14 protein-coding genes and 2 pseudogenes are annotated in these 16,100 nt (G+C 61.9%); 5 read left to right on the top strand and 11 right to left on the bottom strand.

All coding sequences use genetic code 11. From position 1 onward, the window contains the following. The 3 genes and pseudogenes from lysA to argH form a co-directional block, all read right to left on the bottom strand. Positions 1-1,332: a diaminopimelate decarboxylase gene (lysA, locus tag IPK59_21260; GenBank protein MBK8161170.1), complete on the bottom strand. Its 1,332-nt coding sequence runs from the start codon at positions 1,330-1,332 to the stop codon at positions 1-3. Positions 1,333-1,359: 27 nt separating this feature from the next. After that, the gene (locus tag IPK59_21265; protein ID MBK8161171.1) at positions 1,360-1,530 is read right to left on the bottom strand and encodes a lipoprotein; all 171 of its coding nucleotides are present in this window, start codon (positions 1,528-1,530) and stop codon (positions 1,360-1,362) included. A gap of 2 nt (positions 1,531-1,532) precedes the next feature. Next, positions 1,533-2,947: pseudogene (argH, locus tag IPK59_21270) on the bottom strand (argininosuccinate lyase). Between argH and IPK59_21275 the strand changes: the two are divergent. After that, positions 2,937-3,509, top strand: coding sequence for a TlpA family protein disulfide reductase (locus tag IPK59_21275; protein ID MBK8161172.1), 573 nt, complete (start codon positions 2,937-2,939; stop codon positions 3,507-3,509). The pseudogene argH and the gene IPK59_21275 overlap by 11 nt on opposite strands. Positions 3,510-3,521: 12 nt before the next feature. On the opposite strand, the gene IPK59_21280 is transcribed toward IPK59_21275, so the two are convergent. The 6 genes from IPK59_21280 to IPK59_21305 all read right to left on the bottom strand — a co-directional run bounded on the left by IPK59_21280 (position 3,522) and on the right by IPK59_21305 (position 7,824). Further along, a complete protein-coding gene (locus IPK59_21280) occupies positions 3,522-4,043 on the bottom strand; it encodes a hypothetical protein (GenBank protein MBK8161173.1) in 522 nt (173 codons plus the stop codon). Between the two features lie 17 nt (positions 4,044-4,060). Beyond that, positions 4,061-4,936, bottom strand: a complete 876-nt coding sequence (locus tag IPK59_21285) for a 3-hydroxybutyryl-CoA dehydrogenase (protein MBK8161174.1) — start codon at positions 4,934-4,936, stop codon at positions 4,061-4,063. A gap of 82 nt (positions 4,937-5,018) precedes the next feature. Beyond that, positions 5,019-5,954 carry an electron transfer flavoprotein subunit alpha/FixB family protein gene (locus IPK59_21290; GenBank protein MBK8161175.1) on the bottom strand — a complete coding sequence of 312 codons (936 nt, stop codon included), beginning with the start codon at positions 5,952-5,954 and terminating at the stop codon, positions 5,019-5,021. A 10-nt stretch (positions 5,955-5,964) separates the two neighbouring features. Further along, on the bottom strand, positions 5,965-6,717 hold the full coding sequence (locus IPK59_21295; GenBank protein ID MBK8161176.1) for an electron transfer flavoprotein subunit beta/FixA family protein: 753 nt from the start codon (positions 6,715-6,717) through the stop codon (positions 5,965-5,967). Between the two features lie 349 nt (positions 6,718-7,066). Further along, positions 7,067-7,627: a cob(I)yrinic acid a,c-diamide adenosyltransferase gene (locus IPK59_21300; GenBank protein ID MBK8161177.1), complete on the bottom strand. Its 561-nt coding sequence runs from the start codon at positions 7,625-7,627 to the stop codon at positions 7,067-7,069. A 5-nt stretch (positions 7,628-7,632) separates the two neighbouring features. Beyond that, positions 7,633-7,824 carry a twin transmembrane helix small protein gene (locus IPK59_21305; GenBank protein MBK8161178.1) on the bottom strand — a complete coding sequence of 64 codons (192 nt, stop codon included), beginning with the start codon at positions 7,822-7,824 and terminating at the stop codon, positions 7,633-7,635. A gap of 106 nt (positions 7,825-7,930) precedes the next feature. Here IPK59_21305 and IPK59_21310 point away from each other — a divergent pair, with 106 nt between their 5' ends. Continuing rightward, the gene (locus IPK59_21310; protein ID MBK8161179.1) at positions 7,931-8,764 is read left to right on the top strand and encodes an aldo/keto reductase; all 834 of its coding nucleotides are present in this window, start codon (positions 7,931-7,933) and stop codon (positions 8,762-8,764) included. Positions 8,765-8,946: 182 nt separating this feature from the next. Next, positions 8,947-9,447, top strand: coding sequence for a GNAT family N-acetyltransferase (locus IPK59_21315; GenBank protein ID MBK8161180.1), 501 nt, complete (start codon positions 8,947-8,949; stop codon positions 9,445-9,447). Here IPK59_21315 and IPK59_21320 read toward each other — a convergent pair. Both IPK59_21320 and IPK59_21325 read right to left on the bottom strand, forming a co-directional pair. Next, complete coding sequence (locus tag IPK59_21320) at positions 9,437-10,747, bottom strand: methyl-accepting chemotaxis protein (protein ID MBK8161181.1); 1,311 nt, start codon at positions 10,745-10,747, stop codon at positions 9,437-9,439. The two genes, IPK59_21315 and IPK59_21320, sit on opposite strands and share 11 nt — an antisense overlap. Next, on the bottom strand, positions 10,722-11,246 hold the full coding sequence (locus IPK59_21325) for a PAS domain-containing protein (GenBank protein ID MBK8161182.1): 525 nt from the start codon (positions 11,244-11,246) through the stop codon (positions 10,722-10,724). Before IPK59_21325 ends, IPK59_21320 begins: the two co-directional genes overlap by 26 nt. Before the next feature lie 406 nt (positions 11,247-11,652). On the opposite strand from IPK59_21325, the pseudogene IPK59_21330 reads away from it, so the two are divergent. Further along, a pseudogene (locus IPK59_21330) lies at positions 11,653-12,155 on the top strand (GNAT family N-acetyltransferase). A gap of 347 nt (positions 12,156-12,502) precedes the next feature. After that, a complete protein-coding gene (locus tag IPK59_21335; GenBank protein MBK8161183.1) occupies positions 12,503-15,925 on the top strand; it encodes a class I SAM-dependent DNA methyltransferase in 3,423 nt (1,140 codons plus the stop codon). Positions 15,926-16,100: the final 175 nt, after the last annotated feature.

A 16,100-nucleotide genomic window follows, 5' to 3' on the forward strand; every position in this document is an offset into this window, starting at 1 on the left:
TTATCGCCGATGCCCCCACCTAACCCTCCCCCTGAAGGTGGAGGGAACAGAGCGAGCGCTGCCTCTTAAATCCTCCAGCCAGCTCGGCAGAATGTCTTGACCGATGATTGCGTCATAAGTTTGGCGCGGCCTAACCACTTCGAACTTATCGCCTTTTACCAGAACCTCCGGCACCAGCGGCCTTGTGTTATAGGTCGACGACATGACCGCGCCATAGGCCCCGGCCTCGCCGAAGGCGATGAGGTCGTCGGTCCCCAGCGGCGGCAACGGCCGCTGCTCGGCAAACTGGTCGCCGGTTTCGCAGATCGGCCCCACCACATCCACCCTGACAACCGGCGCATCGTCTGCCGGTTGCCGCACCGGCAGAATTTGATGATAGGCGTCGTAAAGGGTCGGGCGGATGAGGTCGTTCATCGCCGCATCGACGATCACGAAGCTGCGGCTGACCCCTTCCTTCACATTGATGACGCGGGAAACCAGAATGCCCGAATTGCCGACGATGGCACGGCCGGGCTCGGCTTCCAGCTTCAACCCCATATTGCCGAAATTCTCGGCGACCGCCGTCGTGTAGTCGGCAAAGCTGATGGTCTGCTCCTCGCGGTAGGTGATGCCGACGCCACCACCGAGATCGACCCGCTCCACGGTGAGCCCCTTGCCGCGCAGTGCCTTCACCAGATCCGACATCTTGCGGAAGGCATGCTTGAACGGCGTGATGTCGGTCAATTGCGAGCCGATATGGCAGGCAAGCCCCTTCACATCGATACCCGGCAGGCCCGCGGCCTCGGCATAGATCGCCGGCGCATGGTCGATATCGATGCCGAACTTGTTCTCGGACTTGCCCGTGGCGATCTTGGCATGGGTCTTCGCATCGACATCGGGGTTGATGCGGAGCGCCACCGGCGCGCGCTTGCCCAGCATCAGCGCGACCTCGTTGAGGGCGCGGAGTTCACCCTGCGATTCGACATTGAACTGATAGATGCCGGCTTTCAGCGCTTCCGCCATCTCGGCCCGCGTCTTGCCGACGCCGGCAAAGACGATGTCGCCGGCAGGGATCCCGGCTTTAAGTGCCCGGTACATCTCGCCCACCGAGACCACGTCGGCCCCGGCGCCGAGAGCGGCCAGGGTCTTGATCACCGCCTGGTTTGAATTGGCCTTCAGCGAAAAATAGAGCCGCGCATTGAGCCCGCCCAGCGCGCTCTCGAAATTGCGGTAATTGTCGCTGAGCTTCGCCGTCGAATAGCAATAGAAGGGCGTCCCCACCTCGGCCGCGATGCGGCTCACGGGAACGCCCTCGGCATAAAGCTCGCCGTCCTGGTAATGAAAATGGCTCATGGAGATCTTTCTGGAAACGGAGAGGCGTCAGCCGCTGAAAATGCCGGTCTGCGGCTTCACGGTCTTCGGGTACTGCTCGGGGTACTGGTCCTTATGCACTTCCTTGGGCAGCACCGGATCGCCCTTGCGACCGCAGGCGCTGATTCCAGCCGTAAGCGCCAGCACCGCCGCCAGCATCAGAATGGAAAATTTCGACATCTTCATAGAAAACGCTCCCTGGCGGCTTTGGCGGCTTCACGCACATTGTCGGGGGCGGTGCCGCCCTCGGATTTGCGCCCGGCCACCGAATTCTCGACTTTCAACACCGGATAGACATCCTGCGTGATGCGCGGCTCGACCGCCTGCATTTCCGCAAGGCTGAGATCGCTCAACCCCTTGCCCTGGCCCTCGGCCTGCTTCACCAGCGTGCCCGTCACATGATGGGCGTCGCGGAAAGGCAGGCCCAGATTCTTCACCAGCCAATCGGCCAGATCGGTCGCGGTCAGGAACCCGCGCTCGCAGGCTTCCCGCATGCGCGCGCGGTTGGCCGTGAGGTCGCGCACCATCCCGGTCATCGCCGCCAGCGAGAGGAGCATGGTGTCGGTGGCCGCGAAAGTCGGCGCCTTGTCGTCCTGCATGTCCTTGCCATAGGTGAGCGGCAGGCCTTTGAGGATGATGAGGAGCTGCACCATGAGGCCGATGACTTCGCCGGCCTTGGCGCGCACCAGTTCGGCAGCATCCGGATTCTTCTTCTGCGGCATGATGGAGGAGCCGGTGGTGAGGGCGTCAGACAAGCTGATGAATCGGAAGCCCTCACTCATCCAGATGACGATCTCCTCGGCGAGGCGCGAGAGATGCACGGAGAGGATCGAAAGGGCGCCGAGATATTCCAGCGCAAAGTCCCGGTCCGATACGGCATCGAGTGAATTCGCCGACGGCCGGTCGAAGCCCAGGGCTTTCGCCGTCATCTGCCGGTCGATGGGAAAGGTCGTGCCGGCAAGGGCCGCCGCCCCCAGCGGGCTCTCATTCATGCGCTTGCGCGCGTCCGAAAGGCGCCCAAGATCGCGTCCCAGCATTTCGACATAGGCCAGCAGATGATGCCCGAAGGTCACCGGCTGCGCCGGCTGCAGATGCGTATAGCCCGGCATCACGGTCGCGGCCTCTTCCTCGGCGCGGTCGATGAGGGCTGCTACCAGCGCGCGCGCTTCGTGGGCCACCTCGTCGCAGGCGCGTCGCACCCACAGCGGAAGTCGAGCGCCACCTGGTCGTTGCGCGAGCGCGCGGTGTGCAACCGCCCTGCCGGTTCGCCGATCAGTTCCTTCAACCGCTGCTCGACATTCATGTGAATGTCCTCGAGCGCCACTTTGAACTCGAATTTCCCCGCCTCGATCTCGGCCTTCACGGACGCCAGGCCCTTGGCGATCGCCGCCCCGTCCACCTCGGTGATGATGCCCTGTTTCACCAGCATCGCGGCATGGGCCAGCGACCCCTCGATGTCCTCGGCATAAAGGCGCTTGTCGACGCCGATGGAGGCATTAATCTGCTGCATGATCGCTGCCGGGCCTGCAGCAAAACGACCGCCCCACATGCTGTTGGCGGAATCCGGTGACGGTGAGGATTGGTTCTTGGCACTCATGATACTGAAAAAAACCGCCTTTTTGGCCATTTTCCTGGGAATCCTGCTGGGGTCCGCCCCCCATCAACCGGCTCTGGCCGACGGCGCCGCCCCAAAACCCGGCGACTTTAGCCCGTTCGATCCGCCCCTGCCAACGCCCAATGAGCCCTTCCAGGACGCGCTTGGCGGCAAGGTCACCCTCGCGGAGTTCAAGGGCCAGGTCGTGGTGCTGAATTTCTGGGCCAGCTGGTGCGCGCCCTGCGTCGCCGAAATGCCGACCCTCGACGCCCTCCAGGCCTCCCTTGGCGATCAGGGCTTGAAGGTCATCGCCATCAGCCTCGACCGCGACGGCATCAAGAAGGCGGCCCCCTTCTTCCGCCGCACCGGCGTCAAGAACCTCACCCTCTACACCGACCGCATGAGCGATCTATTCCAGGAGCTGAAAGGCAACGCGCTCCCCACCACCTATGTCCTCGACCGTGACGGCAACGTCGTCTCCATCTATATCGGCGCCACCAATTGGAACGCGCAGCCGATCAAGGACGTGCTGAAGAAATATCTCGATGTGAAGCCGGCCGGTTGAGGCGAGCGCCCGTCAAACATCTTCCATCGGCGGCAATGACAGAATAAGCGGGTATTTCTCTGCCAGTTCCGGGCAGCCCGCTTCGAAATTCCGGCGCATGCGTCGGCGCAGGTCGAAATCCAGATCCGGCACGGGCTCGCCGTCGCTGAAGCGCAGGCGACCATCAAGCGCCGGCGCGGCGTCGGGCGTACCCGGCCAGACGATCTCGCCATTGGTCGGCGAGTACCAGAAATAGCGGATATAGAGCTCCCGTGCGCCGCCGCTGAAATCCTGCGCCTTGAGCGACTGCACCAGGATTGACTGATCGGTAAGGGGTATCTCCGCCAGGATAGCCGGGATGAGACAGTCCTGGGTCGCCGGCCAATCCGCAACACCTTCCAGCGCCGGATAGTCGCGGGCAAAACCGTTGCGCATCGCGGTTTCCAGATTGGCGCCGTAATAGGTGGCGTTGAGACCGTGCGTCTCGCAGGCCGCCAGCACCAGCGCCGTCAGGCCGGAGAAGAATGCCTTGGAAAAGGTAGTGGCGCTCCGCATCGCGCGCCGTCGGTCGCTTAGCGGGTGGGGACCGGCGTCTCGCCACTGTAGTCGTAGAAGCCGCGGCCGGCTTTCTTGCCGTACCAGCCGGCTTCGACATATTTCACCAGCAGCGGGCACGGGCGGTACTTGCTGTCGGCGAGGCCCTCATAGAGCACCTGCATCACAGCAAGGCACACGTCGAGGCCGATGAAATCGGCAAGCTCCAGCGGACCCATCGGATGGTTGGCGCCAAGACGCATCGCCGTGTCGATGGCATCCACATTGCCGACACCTTCATAGAGCGTATAGACCGCCTCGTTGATCATCGGCAGCAGGATGCGGTTGACGATGAAGGCCGGGAAATCTTCCGAGGTCGCCGTGGTCTTGCCGAGCTTTTCGGCCAAGTCGCGGATCTGGGTGAAGGTATCGTCATCGGTAGCCAAGCCCCGGATCAGCTCGACCAGCTGCATCAGCGGCACCGGGTTCATGAAATGCATGCCGATGAACTTCTGCGGCCGGTCGGTCGCGGCGGCAAGCCGCGTGATCGAGATCGAGGAGGTGTTCGAGGCGAGCAGCGTCTCGGCTTTGAGATGCGGGCACACGGCGCGCATGATCTCCTTCTTGATCTCTTCCTTCTCGGTCGCGGCTTCGATCACGAAATCGCTGGGGCCGAGATCCTTCAGGGACTGGCTGGTCTTGATGCGCTTGATCGCCGCGTCTTCATCGGCCTGGGTGATGAAGCCGCGCTTCACCTGGCGGTTCATGTTGGCGCGGATCGTCTCCAGCGCCTTGTTGAGCTGCGCCGGGTTGTTGTCGACCATGATGACGTCGAGCTTGGCCAGCGAGCAGACATGGGCGATGCCGTTGCCCATCTGACCCGCACCGATGATGCCGACTGTTTCGATCGTCACGTCTGGACCTCTTCTTTTCGTTGCTCCGGAACAAGGCGGCCCGCCGATCTTTCAGCGGGCCGCCCGTCCGGTTCGTTTTGGCTCACTTGCCGAGTTCTTTCGCCAGTTCCGGCACCGCCGTGAACAGGTCGGCGACCAGGCCATAATCGGCGACCTGGAAGATCGGCGCGTCTTCATCCTTGTTGATGGCGACGATGACCTTGCTGTCCTTCATGCCGGCCAGGTGCTGAATGGCACCCGAGATACCGACCGCGACATAGAGGTCCGGCGCCACGATCTTGCCGGTCTGGCCGACCTGGTAATCGTTGGGCACGAAGCCTGCATCGACCGCCGCGCGCGACGCGCCAACCGCGGCACCCAGCTTGTCGGCCACTTCCTCGAGCATCTTGAAATTCTCGCCGGACTGCATGCCGCGGCCACCCGAGACCACGATGCGCGCCGAGGTGAGTTCCGGCCGCTCGGTCTTCTGCACTTCCTGGCCCAGAAACTTCGAGAGACCCGCATCGCCACCCGAGGCGACCTTCTCGATCGCAGCCGAGCCACCGGTTTCGGCAGCGGCGTCAAACGCCGTCGCACGCACGGTGATGATCTTGATCTTGTCCGAGGACTGCACCGTGGTCATCGCATTGCCGGCATAGGTCGGGCGCACGAAGGTATCGGCGCTTTCGACCGCGGAGATTTCCGAGATCTGCTGCACGTCCAGGAGGGCCGAGGCCCGCGGCAGGATGTTCTTGCCGTTGACGGTCGCCGCCGAGAGGATGTGGCTGTAATTGCCGGCCAGGCCCACGATCAGCTTGGCGACGTTTTCGGCGAGCGCATGGCCGTAGATCGCGTCGTCGGCCAGCAGCACCTTGGAAACGCCGGCCACCTTGGCGGCGGCGTCCGCAGCGCCCTGCGCACCGGCGCCGGCCACCAGGATATGAATGTCGCCGCCGATCACTTTAGCGGCGGTAACGGCATGCAAGGTCGCCGATTTCAGCGACGCGTTGTCATGCTCGGCAAGGACGAGAATGCTCATGGATTGATCCTCAGATGACTTTTGCTTCATTCTTCAGCTTGTCGACCAGCTCAGCGACCGACTTGACCTTGATGCCGGCGGAGCGCTTGGGCGGCTCGGCAACTTTCAGGGTCTTCACACGCGGGGTGGGGTCGACGCCGAGCTGCTCCGGGGTCAGCGCATCAATCGGCTTCTTCTTCGCCTTCATGATGTTGGGCAAGCTTGCATAGCGCGGTTCGTTCAAGCGGAGGTCGGTGGTCATGACGAAGGGCGTCTTGACCTCGATCGTCTCCAGCCCGCCATCGACTTCGCGCGTCACATTGGCGGTGTTGTTGTCGTTCAAGACCAGCTTCGAGGCGAAGGTCGCCTGCGGCCAGCCGAGCAGCGCCGAAAGCATCTGACCGGTCTGGTTGGCGTCGTCGTCGATCGCCTGCTTGCCGAGAATGACCAGACCCGGCTGTTCCTTGTCGACCACGGCCTTCAAGAGCTTGGCGACCGCGAGAGGCTGCAGTTCGACATCGGTCTGCACATGGATGCCGCGATCGGCGCCCATGGCGAGCGCCGTGCGGATGGTCTCGGCGCATTGCGCATTGCCCAGCGAGACAGCGACGATTTCCGTCACCTTGCCGGCTTCCTTGAGGCGGACAGCCTCCTCGGTCGCGATTTCGCAGAAGGGATTCATGGACATCTTGACGTTCTGGGTTTCGACGCCCGTGCCGTCCGCTTTGACGCGAACCTTCACATTGGCATCGATCACCCGCTTAACAGCGACGAGGACTTTCATCTTCAAGGACCCGGATGAGACAGTGTTTGAACAACTGTGGTTGCAACGGCCGATACCCCCGCACACCGCTTTAATACGGCCGCGAGGCAGCAAATTTCGCATGCGCAAAATAGGGGCATGGCATCTTTGTGTCAACGTGGCGAGGGAACTCGCCAAGAAACGTCAGCCTTGCGCTTAATTGCGCAATATCAAGCACTTCACAGCAATGCCGCGGACCCGATTAACCACAATCCGCGAGCGCCTCGGCCAGCTGCATGCAGCTTCCTTGGGCAATCGCTGCCAGGATTTTGGGCAATCCGGCGCCATTTGAGAGCGAGTCTCCCGCACCTGCTTTGGTGCTTTTGCCGCTCTATCGGTTTTTCCCCGGCACCCACAGCACATCCGCCTTCCCCTTGTCATTGACGTAGCGCGCCATGACAAAAAGGAGGTCGGAGAGCCGGTTGATGTAGCGCAGACCCGCCGGATTGACGGTTTCCACATCCATGAGCGCCGTGATCTCGCGCTCGGCGCGCCTCGCTATCGTGCGCGCAAGATGGAGATAGGCCGCAGCCGGCGTGCCGCCGGAGAGCACGAAGCTTTTCAGCGGCTGCAATTCGGCATTCAGCCGGTCGATCTCCTGCTCCAGCCGCTCGACCTGCGCCTCGACCACACGCAAGGGCGGATAGTCTGTTGGATCCTCCGGCTGGCAGAGATCGGCCCCAAGATCGAACAGATCGTTCTGGATCCGGTTCAGCATTGCATCGATGTCGTCACGGGTATGAAGCCGCGCCACGCCGATCGCGGCATTGGCCTCATCGACCGTGCCATAGGCACTGACGCGCAGGTCATGCTTCTTCACCCGCTTGCCGGAGCCCAGCGAGGTCGAGCCCTTGTCGCCGCCCTTGGTATAAATGCGCGTGAGCTGGACCATGGCGGCTAGCGTGCCATCAGATAGAGCACCAGCAAGGCGACGGCCCCGGCCTGGAACACGACGCGGTAGCGCATCAGCTTGTTGCTGTTGTTCTTGTTGAATGTGCCGCCCTTGCCCATGTTGAAGACGCCGACCAGCAGCGACCCCAAGGCGAGGATCATGAAGATGATGAGGAGGATGAGGAGAATGTTTGTCATGTTCCGATGATAGCGGCGTGATAGCTGCCGCGCTAGAGTGAAGGGGAAGCACCCCGGAAATGGGGTCTGGGCACAACACCCTACGGGACCCACAAGGAAACGGACCATGCGACGTATAGTCCTGCCGGACGGCAGCAGCATTCCCGCGATCGGCCAGGGCACCTGGCGCATGGGCGAGAAGCCCGCGCAGCGAGAGGCGGAAGTCTCGGCCCTCCAGGCCGGCATCGATCTCGGCCTGACGCTCATCGACACCGCCGAGATGTACGGTGATGGCGGCGCCGAGGTGGTGGTGGGCGAGGCCATCCAGGGCCGCCGCGACCAGGTCTATCTAGTGAGCAAGGTGCTTCCCAGCAATGCAAGCTTTGCTGGGACCGTGGCCGCCTGCGAGCGGAGCCTCAAGCGATTGCAGACCGACCGGCTCGATCTCTATCTGCTCCACTGGCGCGGTGGCGATCCCTTGGCCGAGACGTTGAAGGCGTTTCTGCACCTCCAGGCACAGGGCAAGATCAAGAGCTTCGGCGTCAGCAATTTCGACAGCAACGACATGAAGCAATGGCTGGCGATCTCGGGTGCCGCCGCGACGCAGACCAACCAGATCCTCTACAATGTCGGCGTGCGCGGGCCCGAGCATGATCTCGTGCCCCTGATGACCCGGCACGGCATCGCCCTCATGGCCTATTGCCCTCTGGCGCAAGGCGATGTGACGGCGTTCGCGAAGCTGCAGCCCATCGCCGCCCGCCATGAGGCGACCGTGGCGCAGGTGATGCTGGCCTGGGCGACGCGCCACAAGCTGAGCTTTGCCGTGCCGAAAAGCAGCCATGTGGCACGTCTCAAGGAAAACGCCGCCGCCATGGACCTTCGCCTCACCCCAGAGGACTTGGCCGAGATCGACGCCGCCTTTCCGGCTCCGAAGAAGGCGGTGCCGCTGGAGATGATATGAAGCGCCCCCCTCACCCCAACCCCTCTCCCGCGAGGGGAGAGGGGCTTGGTGCGTCGTCGGCAGTAGTCTTTGGTCGCCGCGAGTCTATTGTTTCCGCAAAATCCTCATCCCCTCTCCCCCTGTCGGCGAAGGCCGACATTCGTCGGCGGGCGGGAGAGGGTCAGGGTGAGGGGGAGCAACTGATGGCAGAAGCCACTTTCACCCTCCGCCCCGCCCGCGACGATGAGCGCGCGCTCCTCGACGACATCTGCTACCGCTCCAAAGCGCATTGGGGCTACGACGCGGCCTTCATGGCAAGTGTGCGGGATCAGATCCGCGTCCAACCCGACGCCATCAGGTTTGGCCGCGTCTGGGTGGCCGTCGACAATGCCGACCGGCCGCTGGGCGTGGTCGAGGTGGACCCCCTCGACGCGGCCAGCGCCGATCTGACGCTGCTCTTCGTCGCCCCGGAAAATCTCCGCCGCGGCATCGGCCGCGCCCTCTATGACAAGGCCCGGGCGCTTGCGCGGCAATTGGGGGCCTGCGAACTCCTGATCGACTCAGATCCGCAAGCCGCCACCTTCTACGCGTCCATGGGCGCCACCAGGATCGGTGCGGAACCCACCGGCTATCAAGGAAGATTGCTGCCGAAGTTCAGCGCGCCGATCGCAGCCCAAGCCCCATCGCCACCCCTTACCCGTTGATCGATTTCAGGAAGGCCGCCACCTCGGTCTGCAGCACCTCGACCTGAGCGTTGATCTGGCCGGACACATCCTTGACGCGCGAAGCCGATTTGCCGGTATCCAGCGCCGCCTCGGTGATGCCGACAATGTTGGCCGATACCTCGGTCGTGCCGGCCGACGCCTGCTGGACGTTGCGCGCGATTTCCTGGGTCGCCGCACCCTGCTCTTCCATCGCCGAGGCAATGCCCGTCGATATCTCGCTCATCTGGCTGATCGTCTGCCCGATATGCTGCACGGCCTCGACCGATTCACTGGTCGCGCGCTGCATCTCCGTGATGTTCGAGCTGATTTCCTCGGTTGCCTTGGCCGTCTGGGTCGCGAGATTCTTGACCTCCGATGCCACCACGGCGAAGCCCTTGCCCATCTCGCCGGCCCTCGCTGCCTCGATCGTGGCATTCAAAGCCAGCAGATTGGTCTGGCTGGCGATATCGCTGATCAGCCTGACCACGTCGCCGATCCGCTGCGCCGCGACGGACAGCATCTGAATCTGCTTGTTGGTCTGCTGCGCCTCGTCGACACCCTGATGGGTGATGGTCATCGATTGCGTCACCTGGCGGCTGATCTCGGCAATCGAGGAGGAGAGTTCCTCGGCGGCGCTGGCAACTGTCTGCACATTGACCGATGCCTCTTCCGACGCCGCGGCGACGACCGTCGATTGCTGGCTGGTTTCTTCGGCGGCACTCGACAGGGTCTGGGCATCGACCGCCAGTTCCGTGGATGCTGCTGTCAGGATCCGCACCACCTCATCCATCTTGGAACCGAAACTCTGGGCGAACTTCGCCAGGTCCCGGACGCGCTGGTCCATCGATGCCGTGCCGGCATTGATGGTTTCGGCGCCATTCTTGAACGCTCCCGGCAGGCCCCTGGTCAGCACCTTGCGGAAGGTCTTGCCCTGGCTCGCATATTCCATGGACGCCGCAGATTCGCGCACGAACGCATCGACGATATCGAGCATGTTGTCGGTGTTCGCCTGCAAGGCGCCGATCTCCCCGCCATCGCGCGGTGCGAGGATGCGGGCTTCGAGATTGCCGTGAAAGGCATTCTGGCAGACGCGCACGGCATCATTGATCCCGAGGCGTGCCCGGCGCAGCCACCAGATGGCAAGGACCGCCAACACCGCGACGAGGGAAAATTCACCGGCGGTGATCCAGATGTCAAATTGCGCATCCAGCAGAAAATGCAGCAGCGAGGCGAGCACGACCGTGGCGACCAGTCCGGCAACGGCGCCGATGGCTTTAGAGAGAGAAGACAAATTCGTCATAGTCGAGCCCCTTCCCTTGCAACATGTTCATCAGCATGTCGTGGCCGCGCAGCATGCCGTCCTTGCGGTTGTCATGACGGTTTTCTTCCGCCAGCAGGTCGGCATAGATGGGCTTGATCTTGTCCAGTTGCGCCTTGTCGGGTTTACGCCGGTTGGAATGGAAGCCGAGGACGTTCCGGTTGGCGTCGAAGGTCGGTGTGACATGGGCAAAGACCCAATAGTGATCGCCGTCCCGCGCGATGTTGACGATATAGGCGAACAATTCCTTCTTCGTCTGGATGGTGTCCCACAGCAGCTTGAAGACGCAGCGTGGCATGTCGGGATGCCGGATCAGGCTGTGGGGTGCGCCGATCACCTCGGCTCGGGGAAACTTTGCAAGCCGCAGGAAGACATCGTTGGCATAAGCGATCCGCCCTTTGAGGTCGGTCTTGCTGACGATCAGCTCCTCTTCGTCATAAGGGCATTCGATACCGGTCGGCCGCACTGCAGATCCCGCCATGATCCCGCCTCCTGGAATGCTTCCAAAATTGGTACTGTCCAAGAATTTAGGTCTCAATTTATGTAAATATACTTAAGTACGACATCCTACTTAGGTCGCGGATTCATTTAGGAAAAATAGGGCGAGAGTCAGGAATAATCTCCGCCTCCAACACAAATATTCGGATAAATTTCTCAAGAGAGAGGCTGAAGGCGGGCCGGAGCCAAGCTCGTTCCTTAAACCACCTTCCCCGGATGGCGTATCCTCTTGGAGTCGAAGGAGACCGAGCGCCGTCAGCCACGGCATGATCCAACCCCCAGCAATTGGACATCCGCCTGCAAACCTGCCAAAGGGGGGCTCCGCGGCGGCGCCCATGCAGCCGTGAAAAATCGCGCGACCTCTGGTTCCATTCATCGAGAGACCCGGAATGCTTTTGGAGGCAACGGAATCCTGCTTCGCGGCCCTTGTCATCGGACAGGCGCCGCCAGGATTTTCACTGGCCGAGGGTGGCATCGACTCGCCGGAGACGATGGCGATGTTGCGCGATCTTGCACAGAGCCTTCGCGGGACGTCGGGACCAGCGGCCTGGATGATCGTCGAAGCGGGCGAGATCGTCGGCCTCATATCCCTCGTCAAACTGCCGACGCGGGATGGCGAGATTGAAATCGGATACGGCGTCGCCGCCTCGCGGCGCGGGCGCGGGATCGCGTCGCGGGCCCTTGCCGACTTCCTGATTCTGGCCGGCCAGAACTCTGCCGTGACAGCCGTTCTTGCGGAAACATCTGTCTCGAACCGACCATCACGGCGGGCCTTGGAACAAATGCCTTCCGTCGTTATGCCGGCCGTGTCGACGCGGCGGATGGCGAACTCGATTGCTGGCGACATGCCTTCGACCACCAACCCGAAACAAGCCTGCCTGAAACAAGGTAGGCCGAAACAAGATAGGCGAGCCTTACGCTGCGTGAAGTGCTTGCTGTGTTGTGAGAGAGCGGGACTGAGCGCAACCCCCCTCCCCCCTGAAGGTGGGAGGAGTTCAGAGCGAGGTGGCCGCAGCGAACTCAAGCAGAAAGCCCTCCCACCTTCAGGGGGGAGGGTTGGGTGGGGGGCCGGGGCCAAACGGGCTCCCTCAATCCACCCTCAGCGAACGCCCCCCACCAACCCCAACACGACGCCCAATTCCCGGTTGAACCCCAATCCCCCACGCGCCATTGTTGGAAGCTGCCAAAACCCTTAAAACCAGAACCGTCAAGCAGACCGCGACCATCCGGGGAAGCAAATTGACCGCCCGAGCCGAGACCTTCATCACCCGCTGGGCGGCCTCCGCCGCAGCCGAGCGGGCCAACTACCAGCTTTTCCTGTCGGAACTGTGCGACCTCCTCGACGTCGGTCGGCCGGACCCGTCCCAGGCCGACGACTCACGGAACACCTATGTCTTCGAGCGCGCCGTCACCTTCCCGGAAGGTGGCACCGGCCGCATCGACCTCTACAAGAAGGGCGCCTTCGTACTCGAAGCCAAGCAAGGCAGCGACCGGACGCAACAGGCCGAATTCGACCTCGCCCCGGCGACGGCTGCCAAACCGAGCAAAAAAGGCACCGCCACGCGCGGCACCAAGGGCTGGGACGACGCCATGCTGCGGGCACGCGGCCAGGCCTTTGCCTATGCCCAAGCCCTGCCCGCCGCCGAAGGCTGGCCGCCTTTCCTGATCGTGGTCGATGTCGGCCACACGATCGAGCTCTATGCCGACTTCACCGGCATGGGCAAGCATTACGGCCCCTATCCCGATTCATCCAGCTTCCGCATCGCGCTCAAGGATCTGGCGGACAGCGATATCCGCAAGCGCCTCAAAGCTGTGTGGGAAGATTCGCTCTCCCTCGACCCGGCGCGTCATGCAGCCAAGGTGACGCGCGAGATTGCCGACCGGCTGGCGCGTCTTGCCAAGTCGCTGGAGCAGACCCATGCCCCGCACACGGTCGCCATTTTCCTGATGCGCTGCCTGTTCACCATGTTTGCCGAGGATGTGGAACTGCTGCCCAAAGCATCGTTCCTCAACAAGCTGAAGAGCCTCAAGGGCAACGCCAAGGCCTTTCAGTTCACGATGCGCGAATTGTGGCGGGCGATGGACCGGGGCGACGATTGCGTCGCTCTCCAGGCCAAGGTGCTGAAATTCAACGGCGGCCTGTTCCAGGATGCCGACGCCCTCGCCGTCACCGAGGAACAGCTGGGCCTCCTCATCGAAGCAGCCGAGCGCGAATGGAAGGATGTCGAACCCGCCATCTTCGGTACGCTGCTGGAACGGGCCCTCGACCCCAATGAGCGGCATCGCTTAGGTGCCCATTACACACCGCGCGCCTATGTCGACCGGCTGGTGCTGCCCACCATCATCGAACCCCTGCGCGCCGATTGGGATGCCGCCAAGGCCGCCGCCGTGACGCTCGCCAACCGAGGCGACATGGACGGCGCCAAGGATGAGGTGAAGAAGTTCCACCACGCGCTTTGCGAAATCCGCGTGCTCGACCCCGCCTGCGGCTCCGGCAACTTCCTCTATGCGACGCTCGAGCATATGAAGCGCCTGGAAGGCGAAGTGCTCGACTTCCTCACCAATGAACTGCACGAGGATCAATCCTTCCTTGAGCTGGAACGCCATTCAGTCGATCCGCATCAGTTCCTGGGGCTGGAGATCAATGAGCGCGCGGTTCACATTGCCGAGCTGGTGCTATGGATCGGCTATCTGCAATGGCATTTCCGCACGCGCGGCCGCGTTCTGCCGGTGGAACCCATCCTGCGCAACTTCCATAACATCCAACGCCAAGACGCCATCCTCGCCTACGATGCCGAAGAATTGGCGAGAGACGAGCATGGCAAGCCGCTCTCGCGCTGGGACGGTGTCACATTCAAGAAGCATCCTGTGACGGGTGAAGACGTACCGGATGAGACGGCGCAGAAGCCGATCTATCGGTACATCAACCCGCGCAAGGCCGACTGGCCGCAGGCGGATTTCATCATCGGCAATCCGCCGTTTATTGGGAATAAGCGAATGAGGAATAGGTTGGGTGACGGCTATGTCGACGCCCTTAGAGCCTCGCACATCAACGTCCCAGATTCTGTTGATTTAGTCATGTACTGGTGGGATATCGCCGCCACCAAATCTAAATCGGGATTGGTTCGACGCTTTGGACTCATCACAACCAATAGCATTCGACAATCTCTAAATCGGAAAGTTCTTCAGACGCATATTGATTCGCCAGATGGCTTGACCCTCACTTATGTAATTCCTGATCACCCGTGGATCGATGCTGCCGACGGCGCGGCGGTGCGTGTCGCAATGACAGTAGCATCTTCAACCAGGGGTACCGGTCGCCTAGACCAGGTTTGCAGGGAAACTTTCGGTGCCGACGACTACGCCAGTGTTGAACTAGTTTCGAAAACAGGAAGAATTCACGCTGATCTGACCGTGGGAGCAAATCTCACCGAGTCTGCAGCGCTGAAAGCGAACAAGGGACTCGCGCATCAAGGCATTATTCCGGTGAGCGAGGGCTTTCGTGTTTCCAAGGCAGAAGCGGAAGAGATCATTAGGGTCAATCCCAAGAGCGCAGACATACTGAAACCATACATTATTGGGGATGACCTAACCGAAAGAAGTGAAACTCGGTTAATTATCGATACCTTCCTGCTGAGTGAAGACGTGATCAGAAGGGAATACCCCGTAATCTTTCAGATTCTGTTGGACAGAGTAAAGCCGGAACGCGACACAAACAGCGACCCAAAGTTCCGCGACAATTTTTGGGAGTTTGGCCGGCCACGTCCGAAGATGCGCCTCCAGATTGAGCAGCTCTCCCGATACATTGGGACTTGCCGCACAGCAAAACATAGAGTGTTCATGTTCCTAGAACACACAGTTATTCCCGATGCCAAAGTCATAGCAATAGGTTCCGACGACGCATTCTTGCTTGGCTGCCTGTCGTCCTCATTTCATATGACTTGGTCGCGCAACTGGGCACGCCTCGGCAAGGGGAACGACCAGAATTACAATCATTCGGAATGCTTCGACAAATTCCCTTTCCCCGTCTGCGACGACGAGACGAAGGCCCGTATCCGCGCACTCGGAGAGGCGTTGGACAAGCATCGCAAGGATCGACAGGCGCTCCATTCAGACCTCACCATCACCGGCATGTACAATGTGCTGGAGAAATTGCGCGCGGGTGTCGCGCTGGATGCCAAGGAGAAGATCATTCATGAGCACGGCCTCGTCTCCGTGCTGAAGCAGATTCACGATGAGCTCGATCTGGCCGTGGCCGAAGCCTATGGCTGGCCGGCGGATCTTTCCGACGACGAGATCCTGACGCGCCTCGTGGCGCTCAACCATGAACGCGCGGCCGAGGAGAAGCGCGGCCTCATCCGCTGGCTGCGTCCCGACTTCCAGGCACCGACGGCGCCGGGCCTCCAGGCAGATCTCGGCATGGAAGAAGCGCAGAAGAAAAAAATCGCCAAGGGCAAGGTGGCAAAGCAGGCCTGGCCGAAGACCTTGCCCGACCAGGTGCAGGCGATCCGCGCCACCCTTACCGCCAGCGCCGCCCCCACGGGTGCCGGCGACATCGCCAAGACCTACACCGGCGCCCGCACCGACCGCATCGAAGAAGTGCTGGCGGCCCTGGTGGCACTGGGCCAGGCGCGCAAAGTTGGCGAACGGTATGCAGCGTGAGGTGATGTTCGGATGGAGAGAGCGGGACTGAGCGCGGCCCCCCTCCCGCCCTCCCCCCTGAAGGTGGGAGGAGTTTAGAGCGAGGTGGCCGCAGCGAACTCAAGCAGAAAGCCCTCCCACCTTCAGGGGGGAGGGTTGGGTGGGGGGCCGCGCCAAACTCGATCCCTCAAACCAC

The organism is Rhodospirillaceae bacterium, assembly GCA_016712715.1.
In the GTDB taxonomy this organism is placed as follows: Bacteria; Pseudomonadota; Alphaproteobacteria; order Dongiales; family Dongiaceae; genus Dongia.

Bases quoted from the DNA above. Each gene is read 5' to 3' on its own strand.
- lysA (MBK8161170.1), bottom strand. From the start codon at position 1,332: ATGAGCCATTTTCATTACCAGGACGGCGAGCTTTATGCCGAGGGCGTT.
- IPK59_21265 (MBK8161171.1), bottom strand. From the start codon at position 1,530: ATGTCGAAATTTTCCATTCTGATGCTGGCGGCGGTGCTGGCGCTTACG.
- IPK59_21280 (MBK8161173.1), bottom strand. From the start codon at position 4,043: ATGCGGAGCGCCACTACCTTTTCCAAGGCATTCTTCTCCGGCCTGACG.
- IPK59_21290 (MBK8161175.1), bottom strand. From the start codon at position 5,954: ATGAGCATTCTCGTCCTTGCCGAGCATGACAACGCGTCGCTGAAATCG.
- IPK59_21295 (MBK8161176.1), bottom strand. From the start codon at position 6,717: ATGAAAGTCCTCGTCGCTGTTAAGCGGGTGATCGATGCCAATGTGAAG.
- IPK59_21300 (MBK8161177.1), bottom strand. From the start codon at position 7,627: ATGGTCCAGCTCACGCGCATTTATACCAAGGGCGGCGACAAGGGCTCG.
- IPK59_21305 (MBK8161178.1), bottom strand. From the start codon at position 7,824: ATGACAAACATTCTCCTCATCCTCCTCATCATCTTCATGATCCTCGCC.
- IPK59_21310 (MBK8161179.1), top strand. From the start codon at position 7,931: ATGCGACGTATAGTCCTGCCGGACGGCAGCAGCATTCCCGCGATCGGC.
- IPK59_21315 (MBK8161180.1), top strand. From the start codon at position 8,947: ATGGCAGAAGCCACTTTCACCCTCCGCCCCGCCCGCGACGATGAGCGC.
- IPK59_21320 (MBK8161181.1), bottom strand. From the start codon at position 10,747: ATGACGAATTTGTCTTCTCTCTCTAAAGCCATCGGCGCCGTTGCCGGA.
- IPK59_21325 (MBK8161182.1), bottom strand. From the start codon at position 11,246: ATGGCGGGATCTGCAGTGCGGCCGACCGGTATCGAATGCCCTTATGAC.